The organism is Nonomuraea lactucae, assembly GCF_003313395.1.
In the GTDB taxonomy this organism is placed as follows: domain Bacteria; phylum Actinomycetota; class Actinomycetes; order Streptosporangiales; family Streptosporangiaceae; genus Nonomuraea; species Nonomuraea lactucae.
Window position 1 is genome coordinate 1 of the sequence record NZ_QNFZ01000693.1, and the last position, 3,259, is coordinate 3,259.

Annotated in this window: 5 protein-coding genes; 1 reads left to right on the forward strand and 4 read right to left on the reverse strand. The window is 73.5% G+C overall.

The window, feature by feature from the left end; genetic code table 11:
* Window positions 1-86 precede the first annotated feature (86 nt).
* Window positions 87-635 (reverse strand): CGNR zinc finger domain-containing protein, encoded by a 549-nt coding sequence (locus DQW85_RS25515; protein ID WP_113702505.1) that lies wholly within the window; start codon window positions 633-635, stop codon window positions 87-89.
* A gap of 92 nt (window positions 636-727) precedes the next feature.
* Between DQW85_RS25515 and DQW85_RS25520 the strand changes: the two genes are divergently transcribed.
* Window positions 728-1,627: a DMT family transporter gene (locus DQW85_RS25520; RefSeq protein ID WP_240197424.1), complete on the forward strand. Its 900-nt coding sequence runs from the start codon at window positions 728-730 to the stop codon at window positions 1,625-1,627.
* Here the strand turns inward: DQW85_RS25520 and DQW85_RS25525 are convergent.
* From DQW85_RS25525 to DQW85_RS25535, 3 genes are all read right to left on the reverse strand, one after another.
* A complete protein-coding gene (locus tag DQW85_RS25525) occupies window positions 1,567-1,956 on the reverse strand; it encodes a Fur family transcriptional regulator (protein ID WP_113702507.1) in 390 nt (129 codons plus the stop codon). The two genes, DQW85_RS25520 and DQW85_RS25525, sit on opposite strands and share 61 nt — an antisense overlap.
* A complete protein-coding gene (locus DQW85_RS25530; RefSeq protein WP_113702508.1) occupies window positions 1,953-2,822 on the reverse strand; it encodes a metal ABC transporter permease in 870 nt (289 codons plus the stop codon). Before DQW85_RS25530 ends, DQW85_RS25525 begins: the two co-directional genes overlap by 4 nt.
* Window positions 2,819-3,259 (reverse strand): ATP-binding cassette domain-containing protein (locus DQW85_RS25535; protein ID WP_113702509.1); only part of this gene is annotated, 441 nt, incomplete at its 5' end. The genes DQW85_RS25530 and DQW85_RS25535, both read right to left, overlap by 4 nt.

Here is a 3,259-nt window from a genome sequence, read left to right on the forward strand (position 1 = left end):
AGGGCCCCGGCACGTCGCGGCCCGCGCGTCGACGGCGTGGTCTCCTTGGCGGCGGCGGGCGGGGCGGTCTCGCCCCAGGTGTGCCGCTAGGCGCGCCTCCGGGCGCGGTAGGCGGCCACGTGCATCCGGTTGCCGCACGTGCGGCTGTCGCAGTAGACGCGCGAGCGGTTGCGCGACTCGTCCACGAACACGCGGTCGCAGTCGGGCGCCGAGCAGGTGCGCAGCCGCTCCCACTCGCCCTCCACCAGCAGGTGGGACAGCGCCACGCCGCAGTCGGCCGCCAGGTGCTCGGCCAGGGTCGCGTCGGGCGCGAAGTAGTGCATGTGCAGCGGGTGCCCGTCGTGCTCCGTCAGCCGGGGTGTGATGCGCGTCTCGGCGAGCAGCGCGTTGAGCAGGCGTACGGCGGTCGGCTGGTCGGGCGCGGTGAACACCCGGTGGAACGCCTCCCGCACCAGCCGCACCTGGCCGAGGTCGCGCGCCGTCAGCGTGCCGAGGCCGCTGACCTGCCGCGACTGGACGAAGGACTGCAGGTCGGCCAGGCCTGCGAGGTCGTCTTCGCCGCCGGTCGACGGAGAGGTGTTGACCAGCTCGACGACCGTGGCCAGCGAATAGACCGTGTCATGGCCAAACGGCATGTTGACTCCTGTCCGGGACCGGTTCTAGCGTGGTCGCAGCGTATCTCTAGTCTGGACCTCCGGGGGTTTCCGTGAGCGCACATCGCCGTATCGTGCTGATCGCGGTGGCGGGTGCGCTGATCATCTCCACCTCCGCCCCGCTGGTGAGGCTGTCGGAGGTCTCGCCGGCCACCTCGGCGCTGTTCAGGTGCGCGTACGCCGTGCCGCCGATGCTCGTGCTGGCGTGGCTGGAACGCCGCCGCCTCGGCCCGCTGCGCGGCAAGGGGGTCGCCCTGGCCTGGGCGGCGGGCGTGCTCTTCGCGCTCGACCTGCTCTTCTGGCACCACGCCATCGCGTACGTCGGCGCCGGCCTGGCCACCGTGCTGGGCAACCTGCAGGTGTTCATCGTGGCGTTCGCCGCCTGGGCAGTCTTCCGCGAGCGGCCGTCGAACCAGCTCGTGATCGCCACCCCGGTGGTGTTCGGCGGGGTGGTGCTCATCTCGGGCGTCTTCGACCGCGCCGCCTACGGCTCCGACCCGATGATGGGCGTGCTCGCGGGCCTGGCCACCTCGGTGTCGTACGCGGCGTTCCTGCTGCTGATGAAGGCCGGCTCACGGCGCACGGCCGGGCCGCTGGCGCACGCGACCCTGGTGGCCACGCTCGCCATCGCGGCGCTCAGCCCCCTGTTCGGCGGCGCCGACCTCACGCCCGACTGGCCCGCGCACGGGTGGCTCCTGCTGCTCGCGCTCGGACCCCAGGTGCTCGGCTGGACCCTGATCACCTACACGCTGCCCAAGCAGCCCGCCGCGCTGACCGCGCTGCTCCTGCTCGTGCAGCCGATGACGACAGTCGCGCTGTCGGCGGCGACGCTCGGCGAGCGCCCGTCGCCGCTGCAGCTCGCCGGCTGCGCGGTGATCGTCCTGGGAGTCCTGTACGGCTCGCGCCGCGCCGGTCAGCCCGCCCGGACCGAGGCCGAGCAGGCGGAGCAGGTGCCGAACACCTCCACCGTGTGAGTGATGCCGGTGAAGCCGTGCTCGCTCCCGACCGCCTCGGCCCAGCGCTCCACGGCGGGACCGGCGACCTCGACGGTGTGGCCGCACCGGCGGCACACCAGGTGGTGGTGATGGTCGCCGCTGGCGCACGCCCGGTAGACCGACTCGCCGTCGTCGGTGCGCAGCACGTCGACGTGGCCGCCGTCGGCCAGTGCCTGGAGGGCGCGGTAGACCGTGGTCAGGCCGATCTTGGCGCCGTGCTGGCGCATCTCCGCGTAGACGTCCTGCGCGCTGCGGAAACCCTCGCTCCGGCGGAGGGTGTCGTGCACTGCATCGCGCCTCGTCGTCATGCGACCTCCCTGACGCGCGTGGGCTGCTCGCTCACAGTGGACTCCTGGGTTCGGCCTCGGCGTACGAATCTACCGACACCGAGGGCCAGCACGAAGCCCGCCAGGGCGAGAAGCACGATGGCCGCCCCCGGCGGCACCCGGGCTGACAGCGACGAGCTCAGCAGCCCGCCCACCGAGGCCACCACGCCCAGCAGCATGGCCAGCGCCATCGTCGAGCGGAACCCCCTGGTGACCTGCTGGCTGGTCGCCACCGGGATCACCATCAGCGCGCTGACCAGCAGCAGGCCGACCACGCGCATGGCGATGACCACGGTCAGCGCCGCGGTCACGGCGATCAGCAGGCTGAGGAAGCGCACCGGCAGGCCGCTCGCCCTGGCCATCTCCTCGTCCTGGCAGAGCACGAACAGCTCCCTGCCGAACACCACGACCACCCCGATCACCGCGACGGCCAGCCCGCCGATGATCCAGATGTCCTCGGAGGTGACGCTGGCGATCGCGCCGAACAGGTAGGAGTTGAGCTTGGCGTTGCTGCCGCCGGGGGCGATGCCCATGAGCATGACGCCGCCCGCGATGCCGCCGTAGAAGAGCAGCGCCAGCGCCACGTCGCCGCTGGTGCGCCCGCGCGCCCTGACCAGCTCGATGGCCACGGCCCCCGCCACGGACACCAGCACGGCGGTCACGAGGGGCGCCCTGCCGGTCAGGAACCCGAGCGCGACGCCGGTCAGCGCCACGTGCCCGATGCCGTCACCGAGCAGCGCGAGCCGCCGCTGGACGATGAACGTGCCGACGGCGGGCGCGCAGAGCCCCACCAGCAGCGCCGCGAGCAGCGCGAGCTGGAAGAACTCCTTGTCCAGCAACGAGATCATGCCTCACCTCGCCAGCCGGTCAGCGGCCCCACCGGCGCGCCCCGCTCCGCGACGTCGGGGGCGTGCGGGTGCACGTGCTCGTGTCCGGGCCTGGCGCACTCGCCCTCGGGCCGCGGCGGCGCGCCGTCGTGCGCGATGCGGCCATCGCGTACGACGACGCCGCGGGTGATCAGCGGCTCCAGCGGGCCCAGCTCGTGCGCCACGAGCACGATCGTCTTCCCGCCGAGCACCAGCGCGGCGAGCGTGTCGGCGAGCAGCTGCTGCGTCTCGGCGTCGACGCCCGCCGTGGGCTCGTCCATGACGTACGTGTCGGGCTCCCCGGCCAGGGCGCGGGCGATCAGCACCCGCTGCTGCTGCCCGCCGGACAGCTCCTGCACCCGGTCTCCCGCGCGCCCGGCGAGGCCGACGGCCTCCAGCGCGCCCGCCACCGCCGCCCG